The sequence below is a fragment of the Pleionea sp. WD8-19 genome, from assembly GCF_055326765.1.
In genome coordinates, this window is the sequence record NZ_JBUZOU010000002.1 from 284,959 (window position 1) to 305,824 (window position 20,866).

At 45.1% G+C, this 20,866-nt stretch carries 17 protein-coding genes and 1 tRNA gene; 5 read left to right on the forward strand and 13 right to left on the reverse strand.

Annotated elements, in window-relative coordinates; translation table 11 throughout:
- Nucleotides 1-64: 64 nt before the first annotated feature.
- Nucleotides 65-2,068 (reverse strand): excinuclease ABC subunit UvrB, encoded by a 2,004-nt coding sequence (gene uvrB, locus ACTUJY_RS03825; protein WP_463614732.1) that lies wholly within the window; start codon nucleotides 2,066-2,068, stop codon nucleotides 65-67.
- A gap of 334 nt (nucleotides 2,069-2,402) precedes the next feature.
- Here uvrB and ACTUJY_RS03830 point away from each other — a divergent pair.
- Nucleotides 2,403-2,479, forward strand: a tRNA-Asn gene (locus ACTUJY_RS03830).
- A 306-nt stretch (nucleotides 2,480-2,785) separates the two neighbouring features.
- Complete coding sequence (gene rrtA / locus ACTUJY_RS03835) at nucleotides 2,786-3,373, forward strand: rhombosortase (protein WP_463614733.1); 588 nt, start codon at nucleotides 2,786-2,788, stop codon at nucleotides 3,371-3,373.
- A 111-nt stretch (nucleotides 3,374-3,484) separates the two neighbouring features.
- Here the strand turns inward: rrtA and pgi are convergent, their stop codons facing one another.
- The 12 genes from pgi to gyrA form a co-directional block, all read right to left on the reverse strand.
- Complete coding sequence (gene pgi, locus ACTUJY_RS03840) at nucleotides 3,485-5,011, reverse strand: glucose-6-phosphate isomerase (protein WP_463614734.1); 1,527 nt, start codon at nucleotides 5,009-5,011, stop codon at nucleotides 3,485-3,487.
- A gap of 59 nt (nucleotides 5,012-5,070) precedes the next feature.
- Entirely contained in the window at nucleotides 5,071-6,189 is a 1,119-nt protein-coding gene (gene wecB / locus ACTUJY_RS03845) for a non-hydrolyzing UDP-N-acetylglucosamine 2-epimerase (protein WP_463614735.1), read from the reverse strand.
- 113 nt (nucleotides 6,190-6,302) lie between these two features.
- On the reverse strand, nucleotides 6,303-7,775 hold the full coding sequence (locus tag ACTUJY_RS03850; protein ID WP_463614736.1) for a mannose-1-phosphate guanylyltransferase/mannose-6-phosphate isomerase: 1,473 nt from the start codon (nucleotides 7,773-7,775) through the stop codon (nucleotides 6,303-6,305).
- Between the two features lie 147 nt (nucleotides 7,776-7,922).
- Nucleotides 7,923-8,228 (reverse strand): ComEA family DNA-binding protein, encoded by a 306-nt coding sequence (locus tag ACTUJY_RS03855; protein ID WP_463614737.1) that lies wholly within the window; start codon nucleotides 8,226-8,228, stop codon nucleotides 7,923-7,925.
- A gap of 90 nt (nucleotides 8,229-8,318) precedes the next feature.
- The gene (gene pyrF / locus ACTUJY_RS03860) at nucleotides 8,319-9,038 is read right to left on the reverse strand and encodes an orotidine-5'-phosphate decarboxylase (protein WP_463614738.1); all 720 of its coding nucleotides are present in this window, start codon (nucleotides 9,036-9,038) and stop codon (nucleotides 8,319-8,321) included.
- Between the two features lie 12 nt (nucleotides 9,039-9,050).
- Nucleotides 9,051-10,229, reverse strand: a complete 1,179-nt coding sequence (gene lapB / locus ACTUJY_RS03865; protein WP_463614739.1) for a lipopolysaccharide assembly protein LapB — start codon at nucleotides 10,227-10,229, stop codon at nucleotides 9,051-9,053.
- Entirely contained in the window at nucleotides 10,229-10,522 is a 294-nt protein-coding gene (locus ACTUJY_RS03870; RefSeq protein ID WP_463614740.1) for a LapA family protein, read from the reverse strand. Before ACTUJY_RS03870 ends, lapB begins: the two co-directional genes overlap by 1 nt.
- A gap of 90 nt (nucleotides 10,523-10,612) precedes the next feature.
- Complete coding sequence (ihfB, locus tag ACTUJY_RS03875) at nucleotides 10,613-10,909, reverse strand: integration host factor subunit beta (RefSeq protein ID WP_463614741.1); 297 nt, start codon at nucleotides 10,907-10,909, stop codon at nucleotides 10,613-10,615.
- 130 nt (nucleotides 10,910-11,039) lie between these two features.
- Nucleotides 11,040-12,722 (reverse strand): 30S ribosomal protein S1, encoded by a 1,683-nt coding sequence (rpsA, locus tag ACTUJY_RS03880; protein WP_463614742.1) that lies wholly within the window; start codon nucleotides 12,720-12,722, stop codon nucleotides 11,040-11,042.
- A 171-nt stretch (nucleotides 12,723-12,893) separates the two neighbouring features.
- Nucleotides 12,894-13,589, reverse strand: a complete 696-nt coding sequence (gene cmk / locus ACTUJY_RS03885; RefSeq protein ID WP_463614743.1) for a (d)CMP kinase — start codon at nucleotides 13,587-13,589, stop codon at nucleotides 12,894-12,896.
- Nucleotides 13,590-13,795: 206 nt separating this feature from the next.
- Complete coding sequence (serC, locus tag ACTUJY_RS03890) at nucleotides 13,796-14,881, reverse strand: 3-phosphoserine/phosphohydroxythreonine transaminase (RefSeq protein WP_463614744.1); 1,086 nt, start codon at nucleotides 14,879-14,881, stop codon at nucleotides 13,796-13,798.
- Between the two features lie 175 nt (nucleotides 14,882-15,056).
- The gene (gene gyrA / locus ACTUJY_RS03895; protein ID WP_463614745.1) at nucleotides 15,057-17,702 is read right to left on the reverse strand and encodes a DNA gyrase subunit A; all 2,646 of its coding nucleotides are present in this window, start codon (nucleotides 17,700-17,702) and stop codon (nucleotides 15,057-15,059) included.
- A 350-nt stretch (nucleotides 17,703-18,052) separates the two neighbouring features.
- Between gyrA and ACTUJY_RS03900 the strand changes: the two genes are divergently transcribed.
- From ACTUJY_RS03900 to gph, 3 genes are all read left to right on the forward strand, one after another.
- On the forward strand, nucleotides 18,053-19,384 hold the full coding sequence (locus ACTUJY_RS03900) for a TRZ/ATZ family hydrolase (RefSeq protein ID WP_463614746.1): 1,332 nt from the start codon (nucleotides 18,053-18,055) through the stop codon (nucleotides 19,382-19,384).
- 67 nt (nucleotides 19,385-19,451) lie between these two features.
- Complete coding sequence (gene ubiG / locus ACTUJY_RS03905) at nucleotides 19,452-20,156, forward strand: bifunctional 2-polyprenyl-6-hydroxyphenol methylase/3-demethylubiquinol 3-O-methyltransferase UbiG (RefSeq protein ID WP_463614747.1); 705 nt, start codon at nucleotides 19,452-19,454, stop codon at nucleotides 20,154-20,156.
- Nucleotides 20,122-20,838, forward strand: a complete 717-nt coding sequence (gene gph, locus ACTUJY_RS03910; RefSeq protein ID WP_463614748.1) for a phosphoglycolate phosphatase — start codon at nucleotides 20,122-20,124, stop codon at nucleotides 20,836-20,838. Before ubiG ends, gph begins: the two co-directional genes overlap by 35 nt.
- Nucleotides 20,839-20,866: the final 28 nt, after the last annotated feature.

Sequence of the window (20,866 nt, forward strand, 5' to 3'; positions counted from 1 at the left end):
TTACTGAAAGCATACACGCTATAGCAACAATTTGCCAATTACCCACCCCTCCGACAAAGTCGTCCTAATTCACATAAGCCTGTTCGCGAAGCGAAGTGATTTTATCACGAATTTTAGCGGCTTCTTCGAATTCGAGGTTTTTCGCACACTCGTACATTTGCTTCTCTAACATTGCAATTTCTTTTTCCGCTTGAGCCGGAGTCAAAACTTGATACTTCCCCTTCTTGTCCGCCACTTTCGTCAGTTTCACTTTACTGCGTCGCGAAGCGTTTCCAAGATCCATCACGTCGCCAATGGCGCGAGAAACTCCTTTTGGCGTTATGCCATGTTGTTGATTGAAAGCCGCTTGTTTTTCGCGACGACGATTCGTTTCATCAATCGCTTTTTGCATGGATTTGGTGATTCGGTCGCCATAAAGTATCGCTTTGCCTTGTAAGTTTCGAGCGGCTCGGCCGATGGTCTGGATCAGGGAACGTTCTGAGCGTAAAAAGCCCTCTTTATCGGCATCCAATATCGCAACAAGCGACACTTCGGGCATATCCAAACCTTCACGCAACAAGTTGATCCCAACCAGCACATCAAACTCTCCCAATCGCAAATCGCGAATAATTTCCATGCGTTCGACCGTATCAATATCTGAGTGTAAATAACGAACGTTTACACCATGCTCCATCAAATATTCGGTTAAGTCTTCTGACATTCGCTTGGTCAACGTAGTCACTAATACCCGTTCATTTTTCTCAACACGCAGGTTAATTTCGGACATTAAATCGTCCACTTGAGTGGCCACCGGACGAACTTCGACTTCCGGATCCAGTAGCCCTGTCGGTCGCACCACTTGCTCGACAATTTGTCCGGAATGCTCTTTTTCATAATCCGCCGGCGTCGCGGAAACAAATACCATTTGTGGCGCCAAACGCTCAAACTCTTCAAACTTCAATGGCCGGTTATCGAGAGCCGAAGGCAGTCGAAATCCGTAATTGACGAGCGTTTCCTTCCGTGAGCGATCGCCTCGAAACATGGCGCCGATTTGAGGCACCGTAACGTGACTTTCGTCAATGATCATCAACGCATCTTCAGGTAAATAGTCAATCAATGTCGGAGGCGCTTCGCCCGTTTTACGTCCTGATAAATAGCGTGAATAGTTTTCTATACCTGAGCAATAGCCCAGCTCCATCATCATCTCAATATCGAATTTTACGCGTTGCTCCAATCGTTGTGCTTCAACTAATTTGTGCTCTTTTTCGAAAAACGTCAGCCGGTCTTTTAACTCTTCTTTGATGTCTTCAATGGCATCCAGTACGGTTTGTCGGCCGGTGACGTAGTGACTTTTGGGGAAAACCGTTGCTCTTGACAACTTTTTAATCACTTCACCAGTCAGAGGATCAAACTGACTGATTTGTTCGATTTCATCATCAAACAGTTCGACTCGAATAGCGTCACGCTCGGACTCAGCAGGGAAAATATCGATGACATCTCCACGAACCCGGTAAGTTGCCCGTTGCAAATCGAGATCGTTTCGCGTGTATTGCAGCTCCGCCAATCGCCGAAGTACCCCACGCTGATCAATTTCATCGCCGACCTTTAAGTGCATCACCATGGCGTGAAACTTCTCCGGATCACCCAATCCATAAATCGCTGAAACCGATGCCACAATAATGGCATCGCGTCGCTCTAATATGGCACGCGTGGCGGATAGCCGCATTTGCTCAATGTGATCGTTAATCGAAGCGTCTTTTTCGATAAAGGTATCGGTCGTGGGTACGTAGGCTTCGGGCTGATAGTAATCGTAATAAGAGACAAAATACTCAACGGCGTTATTAGGAAAAAACTCTTTCATTTCGCCATACAGTTGCGCCGCAAGAGTTTTATTCGGAGCCATGATTAATGCCGGTCGATTAGAGCGAGCAATGACATTGGCCATGGTATAGGTTTTCCCTGACCCAGTAACCCCAAGCAATGTTTGGTGTGCGTAACCGTTTTCCAATCCTTCCAACAACGCTTCGATGGCAGCTGGCTGGTCACCCGCAGGTTTGAAAGGTGTGTTCAATTGGAAGGATTTTGACATAATTGAGCCAAATTGACTTAGGGATTGCAATTATACACAAGCCAGAGGTTGAGTTGCGAGTTGCGAGTTGCGAGTTGCGAGTTGCGAGTTGCGAGTTGCGAGTTGCGAGTTGCGAAAATAATGAAAATTCATAATTTTCTGTCAAGTGAAACTTGACGATTTTTTACTCGAAACTCGTCACTCGCGGCTCGAAACTGAATTTTGCTCATCTTTTCAACAATTTGCCGATAGTTAATACAATCCGTTAATTTTTTTAAATTTTTCCCATATTCCCTGTTGACCGACTCACATTGTTCTTATAATATTGCGCTCCGTTCCGAGAGGGACGGACTATTCCCCCTTAGCTCAGCTGGTTAGAGCGACGGACTGTTAATCCGCAGGTCCCCCGTTCAAATCGGGGAGGGGGAGCCAAATTAGGGTAATCGAAAAGGCTACGAGAAATCGTGGCCTTTTTTCGTTTTCAAGTTCTAAGTTCTAAGTTCTAAGTTCTAAGTTCTAAGTTCTAAGTTCTAAGTTCTAAGTTCTAAGTTCTAAGTTCTAAGTTCTAAGTTCTAAGTTCTAAGTTCTATAAATACATTGTATTGAGCTTACCAGGATATCAATCGTTTTTTTTGCAACCTAGTACTTTTACATTCTGCCCTGCACCTCGTACCGACTACCCCGCTCCATTTTCTTTTTCAGCTTGCAGCCAAACCAAAGATGATTACAATAACCGCCATGAAAACAATTATTTACCGATACTCAATCCCGATCGTTGTTGCTGTTATTTGCCTGCTCTTGCATTTATTTAACGAACAGTTGGAACAATGGTTAGCTTACCAACGAAGTGCCATTCTGGATGGTGAGCTGTGGCGTTTATTTACCGCTAACTTGTTACATACCAACTGGAATCATCTGTTATTAAACATGGGAGGTTTGTTTTTAATCTGGTTGATATTTTGGGACATAGGTAACGCCCGCTGGCAATCGTCATTCCTAGTCTGGCCGATGCTCGTTAATACCCTGCTCTTGTTAATCTTTAGCCAGAAAATGATGAATTACGTTGGTTTATCGGGCGCATTGCACGGAACAATCGTCGCATTCGGAATTGCCGATATCCTCAAAAACCGTTTCACTTCGATAGGTTTGCTGATAGGGGTGAGTATCAAGCTGGTTTACGAACAAATTTACGGCAGTTCAGAATCGGTAAAACAAATGATAGCCGCGGAAGTCGCCATTGATGCGCACCTTTGGGGCGCTGTGAGTGGAATCGTGATTGGCGTTATTTTTCTTCTCTTTCATAAGCGGGATACTGAAGAAAAATAAGGTTCGAGGTTCGAGGTTCGAGGTTCGAGGTTCGAGGTTCGAGGTTCGAGGTTCGAGGTTCGAGGTTCGAGGTTCGATAAAATTTCACCTCGTTCCCCGTACCGCGTCACTTTATTTCCCAAATCGCCGAATCAATTCTCGCGTCGACTCATCCACAAGCGGATCGGAAGCTGCCGACTTATCCAATTGAACAGCAATTTTTTTACCCAACTCAACACCAAACTGATCGAAGGCATTAATCTCCCAAATAACGCTTTGCACAAATACTTTGTGTTCATATAAAGCGATGAGCGATCCCAAAACTCGAGGAGACATCTCATCGAGTATCAAAGTTGTGGACGGTCGATCACCTGGACAGACTTTTGCTTCGTTCACTTCATTTTCCGTTCCCAGCATTAACGCTCGCGATTGCGCCAAAAAACTACGGAACGCAACATCTTCTTCAAATGGAGTGTCTTGCTCGGGTACGGCAATAAACTCCAAATAAGTGTTGTGCTGACTTTGATGAACCAATTGCATAAACGCATGTTGCGCATTGAGGCCGAGTTGGCCAAAGATATACGGACAGGTTGAGTGAGACAAAGGACGGCCCTTTTTATCAACTCGTTTTCCATTACTTTCCATTTCCAATTGTTGTTGATAGTCTGGAAAAAGCTTCAGCCCATGTCGATAGGGTAAAGTTATAAATACCGAATGATTAAGAAAGTTAATGTTCCAAATTTGGATTAACGCTAACAGCACCGGTAGGTTTTGTTGGAAAGGTGTCGATTGAAAATGTTGATCCATTGCTTCGGCACCGGCTAGAAGCTCTTCAAAACATTCATTACCTAAAGCGATTCGCGCGACCAAACCAATCGACGACCATACCGAGTATCGACCACCGACCCAATCCCAAATTAAAAACTGATGTTCCGGTGGGATACCAAAGTCGTTCATTGCGGCTTGATTGACCGCGACACCTGCAAAATGCGTTGCCCAACGCGCTTCACCCAGTTTTTGCTTTAATACGTTGATCACAATTGACGCATTGGTTTGCGTTTCCCAGGTGGTAAACGATTTGGAACAAAGAATAAATAAGGTGCGCTCAACATCGATGGAACCAAGTAGTTGCTCAATACGGTTGTGATCCACATCGCTTAAAAAGTGAATCGTCAGTTGCTCAGGTATTTTTTCCTGAAACGCATCGACCAATAATTGCGGCCCTAAATCCGAGCCACCAATTCCAATATTAACGATGGTATTAATCGCTTTTCCGGTTGCTCCGATCAGCTCTTCCTGGCGAACTTTTCGTGCAAAGTCGCTCGCTTTTTTCTTTTGTTCGACAACTTCGTGCCATTGTGGAAGCTTCGAATCACTCGCTCGAAGCAAAGTATGCAACACACATCGCTGTTCAGTGTTATTGATCGGCTGTCCAGAAAACATCGCTTCAATCGCAATGCCTAGCTGTTTTTGTTCAGCCAATTTAAACAGTTGATCAAGAGACTGCTTATCCACTTTATTTTTGGAAAAGTCGATATTGATACCTAACGCCGAATAGAAAAAGGCATCAAATCGTTGCTCGGAAAACAAGTCGATGATTCTTTTTTCATCCAATGCTTTGGCTTTTTGAGTGAGTTCTCGCCACGTATTTTCGCTCATTGTAAACTCTCTAAAATCAATTAAATTTCATTTTATTTGTACTTTGTGGCGTTTTATTTTTATTGCTTTAAAACTCTAATTATTTTTTCCACGGCTTTTCCATCGCCGTATGGATTATGGGCTTTCGACATGGTTTCAAAAGCCGCACTATCGTCGAGCAAAATGTTGGCTTCTCGCACGATATTTTCCGCATCGGCGCCCACCAGTTTCACGGTTCCTGCATCGACAGCTTCTGGACGCTCGGTTGTATTGCGCATGACCAACACCGGTTTACCTAATGATGGCGCCTCTTCTTGAATACCACCACTGTCGGTAATTATGAAATGACTTTGAGTCATAAGGTAGACGAAGGGTAAATAATCTTGTGGCTCGATAAGAAAAATATTGGGATTTTCGCCCAGAATATCATTCACCGGTTTTTGCACATTAGGGTTCAGGTGAACAGGATAAACGACCTGAACATCCTCTCGATGCGCCAGTTGATTAAGTCCTTTGCAAATCTGTAAAATGCCTTCGCCAAAGTTTTCTCGTCGATGCCCAGTTACCAGAACCATCTTTTTATTGGGGTCAAGAAATGAAAACTGTTGATGAAATTGCTTGCCCAACGATTGATCGTTGGATAACTTGGCAGACACCCAAAGCAACGCATCGATCACCGTATTCCCCGTCACCCAGATGTTTGCTGGATTTTTATTTTCACTTAACAGATTTTGCTTCGAAGACTCGGTGGGTGCAAAGTGATACTGCGTCAATACACCGGTTAATTGTCGATTCGCTTCTTCAGGCCAAGGTGAATAGAGGTTACCGGTTCGCAAACCCGCTTCAACATGCCCAACTTTTACCTGGTGATAAAATGCAGCCAGCGAAGCCGCAAATGTGGTGGTCGTATCGCCATGCACTAAAACGACATCCGGTTGCCATTGTTCAATCACTTCGCCGACACCATGAATGACGCGGCTGGTAATATCGGTGAGTGTTTGGCCGGCTTTCATTAAGTTGAGATCAAAGTCGGGAGTGAGCTCGAACAAGCTCAGCACCTGATCCAGCATTTCACGATGTTGGGCCGTAACACAAATTTTCGCTTCCAATTGACGGTCTGCAATTAAAGCTTTTGCTAAGGGTGCCATTTTAATTGCTTCAGGACGCGTGCCGAAAACGACGAGTACTTTTTTAATCATTTAATACCATTTAATTAGGTTCGAGGTTCGAGGTTCGAGGTTCGAGGTTCGAGGTTCGAGGTTCGAGGTTCGACAATACGATACCTCGCTCCTCGTTCCAGCAATATTGTCAGTTAGCCTATTACCTTCTCGTTTTCCCGACCATAAACATCATCGAAGCGAACAATGTCATCTTCACCCAGATAACTGCCTGATTGCACTTCAATCAACTCCAACGGGAACTTTCCCGGATTAACCAAGCGATGCGTTGAGCCAATAGGAATATAAGTGGATTGATTTTCCGACAGTAAAAACGTTTTATCGTCACAAGTGACTTCTGCCGTACCGTGTACCACGATCCAATGTTCGGCACGATGATGATGCATTTGCAAGGAGAGCGATGCGCCAGGGTTAACCACAATGCGTTTTACCTGGTAACGATCACCATAATCGACCGTTTCATAGTTACCCCAAGGGCGATACACTCGACGATGAACTAGGTGCTCGCCACGACCATTCATTTTTAGTTTTGTCACAATGTTTTTAACATCTTGAGCTTTCGATTTATCAGCAACTAAAATCGCATCTGGCGTTTCGACAATGACCAGATCGTCGACACCAACAGTTGCAACCAAACGCTCTTGAGCCATGACAAATGTGTTGGATGTTTGATCGTGGATGACATCACCTACTGAAACATTGCCTTGCTCATCCGCCGTTAAGTAATCCGCAACACTGGGCCACGCGCCAAGGTCAGTCCAATTACAAGATAATGGCATCATATCAACAACAATTCCCAGCTTTCGTAATCGCTGAACATTTTCAATCACTGCATAATCGATGGAGTCGCTGGGTGACGCTTCAAAGGAACTTTGTTCGACGCGCAGAAAGTCCAAATCTTTGGTGGCATTTTTAACCGCGAGCTGGCACGCCGAGGCCATTGCTGGGTTTAATGAGTCGAGGGCTTTTATCCAGGTTTTGGCAGAGGTCACAAACATACCGCTGTTCCAGTAATAATTCCCTGCGGCCAGGTAGGTTTCTGCGACAGACAACTCGGGCTTTTCTTTAAACGAGGTGACTTGGTTAATGTTATGATCTTTCGATTCACCCACTTCTATGTAACCAAAACCCGTATGCGCATATTCCGGTTTAATACCAAATACACCGATCGACTGTGTTCCGGCCAACGATTCACATAATTGGCATGCGGCCTTAGCGAACTCAACGGGTTGCTCAATGGCATGATCAGCAGCCAAAACCAACATCAATCCATCTTCACTGTTTTGTGCAATGAATTCCGCAGCCAAAGTGAGCGCCGGTGCGGTATTGCGTGCACTGGGCTCTAAAATAATGGTCGTGAGTGATTGTGTGACTTCTTGTGCTTGCTGAGCAATTAAAAATCGGTGTTGTTCGTTACACACCACGATAGGGGCTTGAACTTCCAGCTTTTTGGTTATACTCGGCAACATTGCGCAGCGTTGCAGAGTTTGTTGAAACAAACTGGTTTCACCGGTTAATTGAACCAGTTGTTTTGGATAAAGTTCGCGCGAAACCGGCCACAAACGAGTACCAGATCCACCTGACAATATAACCGGGAATAATTTCATTGTGACTTCCTTGAATTGTTCTGTTGTTATGAAGTTTAGAACGTGTAGTAAGAATTATTCTACACCAAGTTTCCATCTTATAAAAACGACGAAAGGGCGAGATTCGCCCTTTCCGGTTGATTCACTTTCAATGTGATTAAACTTCAATCATATCTGAATCACTTTTCGATTTTTCTCAAGCGTTGCTTCTCCGATGCCCTTAACATCCAAAAGTTGGTCAACTTTTTTAAAGCCACCAAGCTTTGTACGTAAAGCAACAATGGCTTTTGCCTTTTTAATGCCAACGCCCTTCAAAGCTTTGGCAATGTCTTCGGCAGTAGCCTTATTGATATTAATGTGGGTAATAGCAACTTCAGAAGTGGCTTTCTTTTTCGGCAAGTCCTTTGCCATACCATCGGTAACCATTCCGAAAGAAAGTAAAGAAGCCAATACCAGCATTACAAAGTGTTTCATAACAAATCTCCATGATTCCATGTTGTGAGTTAGTGTTTCAATTCCTGTTTGTTACATTCCTGTAACAAACGCAGCCATTGTAGGTAGCCTCTACGGGGCTGACAATAGCGAATATATAGAATCAGAGATATCGCACAAACTTTTCAGTGGATTTCCTGAGCGCGTGATCGGTCGCCCAATAACCAGATAGTCGGAGCCGTTTTTGATGGCCTGTTCGGGTGTCACAACTCGAGTTTGATCGTCCTGCGCCGCATTTGCGGGTCTGATCCCCGGAGTGACTAACTGAAAAGATGGGCCAAATTCGGCTTTCAGTTCACCCGCTTCTTGCGCAGAACAAACAACACCGTCCAGACCACAGTTTTGCGTCAAACCCGCCAGTTGTTTTACCTGATTCGATAACGAACCGGCCACACCGACCTGATGAAGTTCGCTCTCTGACATACTGGTCAACACGGTTACCGCAATCAATAAGGGGGCTTCGTTACCTAATTCGTCAAGCGCTTCTCGAGCTTTTGTCATCATCGCGGCACCGCCGCTCGCATGGACATTCACCATCCAGACACCTAACTCGGCAGCAGCTCGACACGCTTTCGCCACCGTATTGGGGATATCGTGAAATTTAAGATCGAGAAAAACATCGAAGTCTCGTTGCACCAGTTGTTTGACAAACTCAGGCCCAAAGTGAGTAAACATTTCTTTACCGACTTTCAGACGACACCGAGCAGGGTCCAATTGTTCAACCAATTGCAACGCTGAGTTTTTGTCATCAAAATCCAGTGCAACAATAATTCTACTGCTTGTTTTCGACACGTTGACTAACCTCTATTCGCCTTCCAACCCTAAAATGGGTTTGACCGATCCCCAATGTTTGCAGCTGGGGCATTGCCAAAACAACGTTTTACTTCCAAAGCCGCAATGATCACATCGATACACAGGTTTCGACTCAAAAGAACGCGATACAATTTGATAAAGAATTTCTAGGCTCGGCCGAGCACTGGTTTGAGCATGTTTAATATGCAACTCAATCAACCTTAATAGCCCTTTCAGCGATGGCTTTTCATGCAAATGACGAGCAATAAACTCGGCCGCTTCGCGATCGCCTTGATCACGTTGAATTACATCAGCATACGCCAATGCAACCGAAATGCCACCACCTTGAGTTAAACTCAGTTCCAGAAAATTACGATAGCCTTTTTCATCCTTCAGCTGCTTAAAGCAATCCGCTAAAGGCTCAAGCACTTCCGAAACAAATGCCGAGTTTTGCCGAGCTAATTCACGATAAAACTTTAACGCTAACTTCGGCTGGTTTTGTCGAAGCGCTAACTCGCTGCGTAAAATATTCGCCCTGACACATTGAGGATCGATTTGAACGGCACGTTTAAGTGAAACATGCGCAGCCTTGAACTGCATTTTATCGGCCTGTTGTTCCGCCAGCTCGCAATAAAAGTTGGCAATTTCTGCGGCATGATTTTCGTTGTCAGTGGTTTGCAATTGCTCAGCGACTTTAACGGCTTGTTCCCAGTCTTTGGTTTGCTGATAAATTAACATCAATTGCCGTAAGCTGGTGGCCTTATGCTGAGACTCCAGCAATAACTCTTTAAAAATACTTTCAGCACGGTCAAACAAGCCCGCTGCCATGTAGTCGAGCCCAAGCTCTAACAAGGATAACTTTCGTGCTTCTGGCGGTAGAGATGGTCGAGCAATCAGGTTTTGGTGCAGCCGAATAGCGCGATCCACTTCCCCCCTTTTTCGGTAGAGGTTAGCAAGTGCAAGTTGAATCTCGATGGTTTCGGAGTCGACCTCAAACATTTTGACAAACGCGTCAATCGCCTTGTCTTCTTCCTGATTTAATAAATACTTCAGACCATCAAAATATCGACTGGAGAGGCTGCCATGCTTTTGATTATCTCGGCGAAGCTGAGTTCGGCGCCCTAGCCGATAACCTGAATACGCAGCGACAGGTAACAGCCCCACCAGGAGATAAAACAAAAATTCCGTCATTAATAGTCATCCCGAATGGGCATTGTGCGTAAATTTTCCAGCTCTTTGGTTTTCTGCATTAAGCGCTTTTCGGTACTGCGCAGTTGCCACCGTTGCTTAAACAAAGTACTGCTTAAGCTCACTACGCCAAAAAGGTAACCAAACACCAAAAATCCCACCATAACGAAGACCAAAGGAACATCAGCTTGGCCTATAAAGAAACTTAAAACCACTTTCTGGTCATTTTGCGCGAAAAAAAGAACCGACAGTGTGCATATCAGCAAGAACAATAAAAACCGGATTAAAAATCGCACACTTAACTCCAACTAATTTTTGACGCTCAATTTTCAGGCATAAAAAAAGGCAGGTCAATGACATGCCTCGATTCTTAATAAAATCTTTGTCTAATCTTGTTCTTCAATACTGGCATTCACACGATCACGCAATTCTTTGCCGGGCTTAAAATGAGGGACATATTTGCCCGCTAAAGTGACCGCATCACCTGTTTTGGGATTGCGACCGGTTCTGGGTGCTCTGAAATGCAGTGAAAAGCTACCGAAGCCACGGATTTCAATTCGCTCTCCACGGGCCAAAGCCTGAGCCATATGCTCTAACAGGCTTTTAACCACCAGCTCAACATCTTTAGCAGACAACTGCGTCTGATGCGATGCCAAACGTTCAATCAATTCTGACTTGGTCATAGGAAACCCGTTTTCCTTGTTATTCAAAAGGTTATGTCCCTTTAAAATAGTACAAAACGGGGGCAGAGATCAAAAAAAAATGCACTTAATCAAAGGATTAAGTGCATTTAATCTCTTTATGAGTTTCTTGTTAGGCGTCTTCTTTATTCATCTGCTCTTTCAACAGATCACCTAAAGTTGCTGGAGCTGCATCATCCGCTTGCTCTTTACTAAACTCTTTGATGGCTTTTTGCTCTTCCGCGTGATCTTTTGCCTTGATAGACAGGTTAATCACTCGGTTTTTACGATCGACACCAATGAATTTCGCTTCAACTTCATCACCAACATTGAGGTGTTTAGACGCATCTTCAACACGCTCAGCACTGATCTCAGAAGCACGTAAGTAGCCTTCTACGTTATCTGACAGCTCAATTTTCGCGCCTTTGGAATCAACTTCAGTCACTTTACCAGTCACAATAGCGCCTTTGGAATGAGACGACATGTAGCTTGAGAAAGGATCTTCGTCGACTTGCTTGATACCCAAAGAAATACGCTCTCGCTCAGCGTCAACCGCCAAAACAACCGCTTCTACTTCGTCACCTTTCTTGTAGTCACGAACGGCTTCTTCGCCAGGAAGGCTCCAGGAAATGTCGGACAGGTGAACCAAACCATCGATGCCACCATCCAGACCAATGAAGATACCGAAATCGGTAATCGACTTGATCTTACCTGATACGCGGTCGCCTTTGTCTTGCTTAGACGCAAACTCGTTCCAAGGATTAACTTTACACTGTTTAACACCCAGAGAAATACGACGGCGCTCTTCATCAATATCAAGAACCATCACTTCCACTTCGTCACCCAAGCTAACCACTTTGCTAGGATGAATGTTTTTGTTGGTCCAATCCATTTCAGATACGTGAACGAGACCTTCAACACCTTCTTCGATCTCTACAAAGCAGCCGTAATCCGTCAAGTTAGTAACACGACCGAAAATACGCGCACCTTCAGGGTAACGACGAGCGATATCCACCCAAGGATCTTCACCCAATTGTTTCAGTCCAAGAGAAACTCGTTGCTTTTCTTTGTCGAACTTTAAGACTTTAACTTTGATTTCGTCCCCAACTTGAACGATTTCAGAAGGATGTTTAACACGTTTCCAACTCATGTCGGTAATGTGCAATAGACCATCTACACCACCCAAATCGACGAAAGCACCGTAATCGGTCAAGTTTTTGATGATACCGGTCGCCTCTGCACCTTCCTGTAATTTGCTCAGCAGTTCTTCACGCTCTGCACTGCTTTCGTCTTCGATAACGCTACGACGAGAAACCACAACATTGTTGCGCTTTTGGTCTAATTTAATAACTTTAAATTCAAGCTCTTTATTTTCAAGATGCGTTGTGTCACGTAAAGGACGAACATCAACTAGAGAACCAGGTAAGAAGGCGCGAATTTTATTGATTTCAACGGTGAAACCACCTTTCACTTTACCAGTGATAACACCAATAACTTTATCACCCGCTTCATGCGCTTTCTCTAACTCTTTCCAAGTTTCGAAACGCTTCGCACGCTCGCGAGATAAACGAGTTTCACCGAATCCATCTTCGATGGCATCCAAAGCAACTTCTACTTCATCACCAACTTGAACTTCCAACTCACCACTGGAGTTGATAAATTGCTCACGTGGAATAACACCTTCGGATTTAAGACCCGCATTAACAGTGACCATTTCACTATCAATCGCTACAACAGTACCTTTGATGATGGCACCGGGGCGCATTTCTACTTCTTGAAGACTTTGTTCAAACAGTTCTGCGAAATTTTCGCTCATTACCTGATTCCTAGATAGTTTAGCCAAAAAGTTTGGCCATATGTCGTCCAGTTAATCGAATCCTGAAAAACCGGGGCAATTAAAAAACTCACTATCGTCCTTGCAGTAAGCACCAAAAAATTTGTTTCAAACCCGTATTGATATCGTGCAACGAGTTGGTTATATTCAAATTCACGTTGATGATGTGGCTTTTAGCTTTTTCATCGAAAATTCAAATACTTGCGAAAACACCTCATCGATAGTCAAACTTGAGCTATCGATAACAAAAGCACCCGCCGCTGGTACCAATGGTGCCACGGTGCGAGTCCGATCACGCTCATCGCGCGCTTTGATGCTCTCTAAAAGGGCGCTAAGACTAGCACTAATCCCCTTTTCTTTCAACTGTTTAAGGCGCCGTTCAGCGCGGGTTTCAGCACTTGCCGTTAAGAATATTTTAGCTGTTGCGTCAGGAAAAACCACTGTCCCCATATCGCGTCCGTCAGCGATCAATCCAGGTGGCTGCTGGAAGTCTCGTTGCCGTTGAAGTAAAGCTTCGCGCACTTGGGGTATGGAAGCAACCCGACTTGCTGCCTGGCCTGCCTCATCGGTACGAATTAAGTCGCCGACCGACTCTTTATCCAGGTATGCCTCAACTTCGCCCGTTTTACCATTCGCCTTAAAAGTGAGCGGTAACTGACGCGCCAACGATGCCAGTTGCTCCACTTGCTCCGGTGTAATTCTGTTCCGACTCGCCGCCAATCCCAGTACTCGATATATTGCACCACTGTCGAGAATAGGCCAATTCAACGCTTGAGACATTTTAAATGCGATAGTGCCTTTGCCAGCACCGGAGGGTCCATCAATGGTAACAACAGGAGAATTCAACATGAGTAGGCCGTCTGTTTAAAGGTGGCGCTATTTTAGACAAGTGTATAAAACATTCAAGTTTTAGTTGCGAGTTGCGAGTTGCGAGTTGCGAGTTGCGAAAGATTTTGAGTTTCCACTTAATCCGGTCAAGTCGGGCCGGGGCTCAAATCCTCCCCTACAACGTTTTTTTAACTCGAAGCTCGTAACTCGTTACTCGAATCTGTGCGCTAGACGCACTTTTCAAATTCCCGCATAAACTCAATCAACGCATGTACTCCCGACATTGGCATGGCATTGTATAAACTGGCACGCATACCTCCTACGCTACGATGTCCCTTAAGCGCAACCAAGCCGCACTCCTCAGCTTTCGCCAAAAACGTTTCATTTAAAGACTCATCCGCCAGAATGAAGGGAATATTCATGCGCGAACGGGCCGAAGGATGAATAGGGTTGGAATAAAAATCACTCTGATCAATAAAATGATAAAGCAAGGAAGAACGCTCATTCGCTCGCTTTTCCATTTCATTGACGCCACCTTGACGCAATAGCCAGTCAAAAACCAGCCCAGCCAAATACCAACTGTAGGTAGGTGGTGTATTGTACATACTGTTGTTTTCCGCCAGCACTGAGTATTGCATTAAGCTAGGTAACCGAGCGTTGCTGTGTTTAAGTAAGTCTTCTTGCACAATGACCAGAGTTAAGCCCGCCGGACCGATATTTTTTTGAGCGCCGGCATAAATCAGCGCGTAATCTTCAACATTGATCGGCCTTGATAATATATTGGACGACATATCAGCAACCAACTTACCAGGTGCACAAGTGGGTGCTGCAGCAAACTCGACACCACCAATGGTTTCATTGGGAGCAAAGTGCAGATAATCGAACGATTCCGGAAACACCCAACTCGACTCTGGTTTAATTGATGTCAATCCATCATCTTTCATTAACGCATCAATAACAGTAACGTCACCAAATTTTTGCGCTTCTTGCAGTGCCTTTTTGCTCCAAATTCCGCTATCGACATAAACAGCCCGAGTTTTAAGCAAGTTCATCGCCAGCATGGAAAACTGTAAACTTGCGCCGCCGGCGGAAAAAATGACTCGATAATTTGAAGGGATCTTCAATAGTTGTCGAAGGTCCTGCTCCGCTTTTTCAGCAATCGACGTAAACGCTTTACCGCGATGACTGAAATCAAGTACGGATAACCCGGTTCCACGCCAGTCCATAAATTCAGCCTGCGCGGTTTCCATCACCTCACGAGGTAATAAAGCAGGGCCGGCACTGAAGTTAAAGGGAGGCCAATGTTTTTGCATCGTTTGCAATTCCTCTTCACCAGGATCAAAAAGAGCCGTCAGTACGGCCCCTTTTTTACTTTCAATACTCGCTTAATCGATTCCGCCAAACGACTCCCAACTTTGGATAAGCTTTCTATGTGCGGTATAACTTATCTCAAGTTCAGGCAAAGTGGCTGAACTATAGTCAAAATAATTATTCAACGTCACCATCATCTGAAGAGTCATCCTCTTGATGAGGATTATCGGAATCGTTTTCGCTATCAGAGCTGACCGCAACGTCTTCACCTTCACTGCCAACTTCAATGTCATCTTCAAGCTCTTCAATTCGTTCAAGGCCAACCAAAGAGTCGCCTTCATCCAGACGAATCAAACGCACACCTTGAGTGTTTCGCCCCATCACCCGCATTTCATCAACTCGAGTTCTAACCAGTGTTCCGTTACTGGTGATCAGCATAATCTCGTTGCCATCACAACAATGCACGGCACTGATCACTTTCCCGTTTCGATCCGAGGCGATGATGGATATCACCCCCTGACCTCCGCGACCACGTACCGGATGATCTTCCATTGACGTTCGTTTGCCGTAGCCGTTTTCGGTTGCCGTTAAGACTTCACCTTCATCGGCAGCCAAAACCAAAGAAACGACTCTTTGTCCGTCTTGCAAGCGCATACCCCGTACACCGCGAGCGGTTCGCCCCATAGCTCGTACATCTTGCTCACTAAAACGAATAACCTTACCAGCGTCGCTAAACAGCATTAATTGATCATCGCCTGTGGTGATCACAGTACCAATCAGCGCATCATCGTCGTTCAAGTCGACGGCAATGATCCCACCTTTACGCGGGCGGGAGAATTGTTCCAATGATGTTTTCTTGACCGTTCCCGAAGCCATCGCCATAAACACGAATTTATTCTCGTCGTAATCTTCAACAGGCAAAATACTGGAAATGCGTTCGTCGGCTTCCAATGGCAATATATTGACGATGGGCTTTCCACGAGAGCCGCGCCCCGCTTGCGGTAACTCAAACGTACGCAGCCAATAAACTTTACCCTTGCTGGAGAAACACAGAATAGTGTCGTGAGTATTACACACCACCAATTTTTCAATGAAATCTTCATCTTTCATTTTAGTCGCGGATTTTCCACGACCACCGCGACGCTGCGCTTCGTAGTCAGCCAGCGGTTGATACTTCACATAACCGTGATGCGAAAGAGTAACCACAACGTCTTCTTCGGTAATTAAATCTTCCAATAATAAGTCGGCACTGCTGTTGGTAATCTCGGTACGGCGATCATCCCCAAATTCATCGCGCACCTGTTCCAGCTCTTCACGGATAACTTCCATCAACCGTTCATTGCTTGAAAGAATGGCCAACAGTTCAGCAATGGTCGCCAACAATTCTTGATAGTCGGCAATCAGTTTTTCGTGCTCAAGGCCGGTCAGTTTGTGCAGTCTCAAATCAAGGATGGCTTGCGCCTGCTCTGGCGATAAATGATATTTACCGTCAATAAAACCGTAAGCATCATCCAGCCCTTCCGGACGACAAGCATCGGTGCCAGCACGAGCCAGCATTTCGCTCACCTGACCAGGAGCCCAGCCACGAGCCATTAATTGTTGCTTTGCTTCAGCAGGATTGGATGACTTTTTGATCAGCTCTATCACTTCATCAATATTGGCTAATGCGATCGCCAACCCTTCCAGAACATGCGCTTTTTCTCGAGCTTTACGCAACTCATAAATCGTTCGGCGGGTAACAACTTCACGACGATGATTCACAAACGCATCGAGCATTTCTTTCAAGTTAAAAATTCGCGGCTGGTTATTGTCCAGCGCAACCATATTTATCCCGAAAACTGTCTGCATTTGTGTTTGAGCGTATAGATTATTGAGCACCACTTCCGGCACTTCACCTTTACGTAGCTCGACAACCATGCGCATACCGTCTTTATCCGATTCGTCGCGTAAGCCGGTTATGCCTTCAATTTTTTTGTCTTTGACCAACTCGGCGATTTTTTCGATCAACCGCGCTTTATTTACCTGATAAGGCAGCTCAGTAACAATGATGCTATCTTTATTCGATTTTTCGTCGGTTTCGATATGATGACGAGCACGGATATAAATACGTCCACGACCGGTACGGTAAGCTTCGAGAATGCCGGCACGGCCATTGATGATTCCGGCGGTCGGGAAATCCGGCCCAGGAATATGTTCCATCAGCTCGCTCAATTCGATGTCTGGATTATCGATCATTGCCAAACAGCCATTGATCACTTCCGTCAGGTTATGAGGTGCGATGTTCGTCGCCATGCCTACGGCAATACCGGAAGAACCATTGACTAACAAATTAGGGATGCGCGTCGGTAAAACGGTGGGTTCACTTTCGCTGCCGTCGTAGTTTTCTTCGAAGTCGACGGTTTCTTTATCAAGATCAGCCAGCAGTCGATGAGCCATTTTGGCCATACGCACTTCGGTATATCGCATTGCAGCCGGTGAATCACCGTCTACCGAACCAAAGTTGCCTTGACCATCCACCAACATGTAACGCAACGAAAAAGGTTGCGCCATTCGAACGATGGTATCGTAAACCGCAGTATCACCATGCGGATGGTATTTACCGATAACGTCCCCAACAACACGCGCTGACTTTTTATAGGGCTTGTTAAAGTCATTACCTAATTCATTCATCGCATAGAGCACACGACGATGCACCGGCTTTAAACCATCCCGAACATCGGGTAACGCTCGACCGACGATAACGCTCATGGCGTAATCCAAATAGGAATTCTTTAACTCGTCTTCGATGTTAATCGGCAGGACTTCTTTAGCAAACTCACCCATAAAAACAAAAAAACCTTCAGTTTTCGAGTATTACCTAATCACCTTTAATTGCTCCGCAGAGCTCGATATAAGCGGCGTTTGGTACTCGTTATTGTTGATATTTTGATCCTCGCACAAGCCGGCGATTGTACCATAGGCCGCCGCTCACGGCGAACAACTAAATGATAAAAATCGAGGTAAATCAGCGAGTCAAAAAAAATGGAATAAATTGACTAAAAATGCATCAAAAATCGAACAGAAAGTACTCAGAGTGTCAATAAAAATCAATGGCTTAGGCAGGTTAAACAATTACTTTAACGGACGACAAATGCTATACTCCCGCAATTCTCAAAATTTTCTAAGGTGATGGTGTGACACGAAACGTAGATAGTTTAATTTTTGCCCGCTGGTTAGCCCCGATAGATTCCGAACATTCCATTCTCGAAGATCACGGTGTTGCGATTAAAAACGAAAAAATAGTCGCCATCGACAGCAACAAAAATCTCAAACAAAACTATCAAGCCTCTCAAACCTTTGACTTACACAATCACTTATTAATCCCTGGATTTATCAACGCACATACTCACGCCGCGATGAACCTATTGAAAGGTTACGCCGACGACTTACCTTTAATGACCTGGCTACAAGATCACATTTGGCCCGCCGAAGGAAAGATGATGAGTGATGAGTTTGTTTACCATGGCACCAAACTCGCCATCGCAGAAATGTTAAAAAGCGGTACCACTACGTTTAACGATATGTATTTTATGCCCGATATGGCCGCTAAAGTCGCGCTTGAAACCGGTATGCGAGCCAATATCAGTTTTACAATACTCGACTTTCCTACCGCCTGGGCCAAAGACGCTGACGAATACATCAACAAGGGTCTGGCCGTTTACAACCAGTTTAAAGCTGAACGTGACCTGACATTCAGCCTGGCACCACACGCACCTTATACCGTATCCGATGAGCCATTGCGCAACATTGCAAACCTCTCCGACGAATTAGGATTAACCATTCATATGCACGTGCACGAAACAGCATTTGAAGTAGAGCAGTCCGTGAAAGATAAAGGAGTGCGGCCATTGGCGCGTTTACAAAAATTGGGATTGCTTTCTCCTAAATTTCAAGCGGTACATATGACACAAATCAATGACGAAGATTTACAGCTTGTCAAAGATAATGGCGTTCACATCATGCACTGCCCAGAATCGAATATGAAGCTCGCCAGCGGCATATGCCCTATCCCCAAGTTACAACAAGCCGGGGTGAACTTTGCGCTTGGCACCGATGGCAGTGCCAGTAATAATGATCTCGATATGATTGGTGAAATGCGTTCGGCTGCTTTGCTAGCGAAAGTTGGTTCCGGCGATGCCAGCGCCCTCAGTGCCAAAGAAACACTTTACGCAGCAACGCTAGGTGGCGCAAAAGCGCTGGGGTTAGATAACCGATGCGGTTCCATTGAGTTAGAAAAGCTGGCCGATTTATGCGCTATCTGTTTTGACGATATTGCTACCCAACCTGTGTTTGATCCAGTATCGCAGCTGGTGTATTCCGCAACTCGCAATCAGGTCAGCCATGTGTGGAGTAACGGCACATTACAGGTTAAAAATGGTCAGCTGACTCGCTTGGATGAAAATGAGTGTTATGAAATTGCTCACTTCTGGAAACAGAAACTAAAAGCCGTTTCGAGTGACGAGTAACGAGTTTCGAGTTCAATACCATTGAGTTACCGCATACTTAGCTCTTATAACATAGAACGTTGAAAAAATGACACAAAACGTAGACTTCGGTGAAATCCGTAAATTTGAAGCGCTTGCCGAACGCTGGTGGGATAAAAACAGCGAGTTTAAACCACTGCATGACATTAATCCGTTACGCGTTGACTTTATTGATCAACACGCTAATGGGCTACGCGGTAAACGTATTCTCGATGTTGGCTGCGGGGGTGGTATTCTTGCTGATGCGTTAAGTGCCAAAGGTGCTGAAGTGACCGGTATTGATATGGGCGAAGCGCCGCTTTCGGTTGCTCGACTGCATCAACTGGAATCGGGCCAACAAGTAGAGTACAAGCTAATCACTGCAGAAGAATTGGCTGAACAAGAGCCGAATGGCTTCGATATTGTGACGTGCCTCGAAATGTTAGAGCACGTACCGGATCCCGGCTCAGTGATCAAAGCTTGCCACACTATGGTGAAACCAAACGGTGATGTGTTTTTCTCGACCATTAACCGCAATCCAAAAAGCTTTTTGATGGCTATTGTAGGCGCCGAATACATTTTAAAAATGCTTCCCAAAGGCACACACGAATACGCCAAATTTATTCGACCATCAGAACTTGATCGTTGGTCTCGAGACGCCCACCTTGAATTACAAACCATGACCGGCATGCATTACAACCCACTCACTAAACGCTACTGGTTGTCGGACAGTAATGTCGATGTCAATTATCTGTGTCATTACCGAAAACGCTAACCCAGAAAAAAACATTATGAAAGCTGTTCTGTTTGATCTTGATGGCACCTTTGCCGATACCGCGCCGGATCTTGCTTTTGCATTAAACGAAGTTCTGGTTTCGCAAGGTAAATCGCCTCTTCCCTATGAGGAAATTCGCCCCATGGTTTCCAAAGGCGCACCGGGGCTGATCAAACTCGGCTTTCAATTAACGGTAAAAGATCGCGACTACGCACCTTTGCGCGAACGATTACTTACCATCTACCAGCGCCGCATTTGTCATGACACCTGTCTGTTTCCGGGTATTGAAAGCTTTATTGATCAACTCGAGCAGCAATCCATTCCCTGGGGTATTGTGACTAATAAACCGAAGTTTCTTACCACACCGTTAATGCAGAAGTTAAATATGCACAGTCGCAGTGCGATTACTTTTAGTGGTGATAGCTTTGATGAAAAAAAGCCACACCCTCTGCCTCTTTTAGAAGCATGTAAAGTGATGGAAGTTGATCCTACGCAGTGCGTTTATATTGGTGATGATGAACGAGATATGGTTGCAGCTCGTGCCGCAGGTATGAAGGCGGTTGCTGCGCTTTGGGGGTATATTCCTGGAATAGAGAATCCCCGGTTGTGGGATGCGGATTTGTGGTTGGAGTCTGCGGAGCAGTTGTTTGAGCTTTTTAAAAGTCAGGAATTCAATTTTTAAATCGATTGGTTTCGCACCGCTTACGCTG

Bases quoted from the DNA above. Each gene is read 5' to 3' on its own strand.
- uvrB (WP_463614732.1), bottom strand. From the start codon at position 2,068: ATGTCAAAATCCTTCCAATTGAACACACCTTTCAAACCTGCGGGTGAC.
- rrtA (WP_463614733.1), top strand. From the start codon at position 2,786: ATGAAAACAATTATTTACCGATACTCAATCCCGATCGTTGTTGCTGTT.
- pgi (WP_463614734.1), bottom strand. From the start codon at position 5,011: ATGAGCGAAAATACGTGGCGAGAACTCACTCAAAAAGCCAAAGCATTG.
- wecB (WP_463614735.1), bottom strand. From the start codon at position 6,189: ATGATTAAAAAAGTACTCGTCGTTTTCGGCACGCGTCCTGAAGCAATT.
- ACTUJY_RS03850 (WP_463614736.1), bottom strand. From the start codon at position 7,775: ATGAAATTATTCCCGGTTATATTGTCAGGTGGATCTGGTACTCGTTTG.
- ACTUJY_RS03855 (WP_463614737.1), bottom strand. From the start codon at position 8,228: ATGAAACACTTTGTAATGCTGGTATTGGCTTCTTTACTTTCTTTCGGA.
- lapB (WP_463614739.1), bottom strand. From the start codon at position 10,229: ATGACGGAATTTTTGTTTTATCTCCTGGTGGGGCTGTTACCTGTCGCT.
- ihfB (WP_463614741.1), bottom strand. From the start codon at position 10,909: ATGACCAAGTCAGAATTGATTGAACGTTTGGCATCGCATCAGACGCAG.
- rpsA (WP_463614742.1), bottom strand. From the start codon at position 12,722: ATGAGCGAAAATTTCGCAGAACTGTTTGAACAAAGTCTTCAAGAAGTA.
- cmk (WP_463614743.1), bottom strand. From the start codon at position 13,589: ATGTTGAATTCTCCTGTTGTTACCATTGATGGACCCTCCGGTGCTGGC.
- serC (WP_463614744.1), bottom strand. From the start codon at position 14,881: ATGCAAAAACATTGGCCTCCCTTTAACTTCAGTGCCGGCCCTGCTTTA.
- gyrA (WP_463614745.1), bottom strand. From the start codon at position 17,702: ATGGGTGAGTTTGCTAAAGAAGTCCTGCCGATTAACATCGAAGACGAG.
- ubiG (WP_463614747.1), top strand. From the start codon at position 19,452: ATGACACAAAACGTAGACTTCGGTGAAATCCGTAAATTTGAAGCGCTT.
- gph (WP_463614748.1), top strand. From the start codon at position 20,122: ATGTCAATTATCTGTGTCATTACCGAAAACGCTAACCCAGAAAAAAAC.